1 pseudogene is annotated in these 656 nt (G+C 55.9%); it reads left to right on the top strand.

The features are described 5' to 3' along the window. Positions 1-566 (top strand): annotated as a pseudogene (locus tag EN750_RS37760) (hypothetical protein); the annotation flags it as partial. Positions 567-656 lie beyond the last annotated feature (90 nt).

Genomic DNA, 656 nt, shown 5'->3' with positions numbered 1-656 from the left:
GTGCGGGACCTCTGAAGGTCCTTGCCCACTATCAATCTCTCGGACCTTGGCGCGAGTCTCCCGATCGTCGGATCGGCGCTAATCCACCACGGGTATTCGTCGCCAACGATGAGATTGCTGACGTATTTGCCACCTTCCCCGATGTTCGGCTGACGAGAGAGCCGGCCATTGAAGTATCAGGGGCGAGCGGAGTGACCCTGATCCAGGCCTTGGCGAGCTCTCAAGCCTGGGTCGGCCATGTCCCGGGACCCAATGGCCTACCAGGTGGCTATCCTGTCGAGCTCGACGAACGCGGCAATCTTTCTCTCAACCTGCCAGAGCGCCTTGATGCTGATGAGGCTGTGACTTGGAACCGTAATCATGAGCTTGAATCAGGCCTCACGGTCGACAAATCGACGGTCCGCTTTCATGGGCGTTTGGCGACCTGCCTTCGTGATGCAGGCTTTGCATACGCCGATGGATTTGAGGTGAGCGAGCTTGAAAATGCCTGCCAGGAGCTCGAGCGCGTTCGCGATCGGCTTCTGGCAGACGGCAAGGGAAAGGAGGACAGCGCTTCAATCGCGTGAAGACACTGACAACATCAACATCTCTAATCGACAACAAAGGGGAATGAAAAAATGAAGAATACTTTGTCGAGACGATCCATCCTCAAACAT

The sequence above is a fragment of the Mesorhizobium sp. M7A.F.Ca.ET.027.03.2.1 genome (assembly GCF_003999175.1).
GTDB lineage: Bacteria > Pseudomonadota > Alphaproteobacteria > Rhizobiales > Rhizobiaceae > Mesorhizobium.
This window is presented reverse-complemented; position numbering and strand designations above follow the sequence as displayed.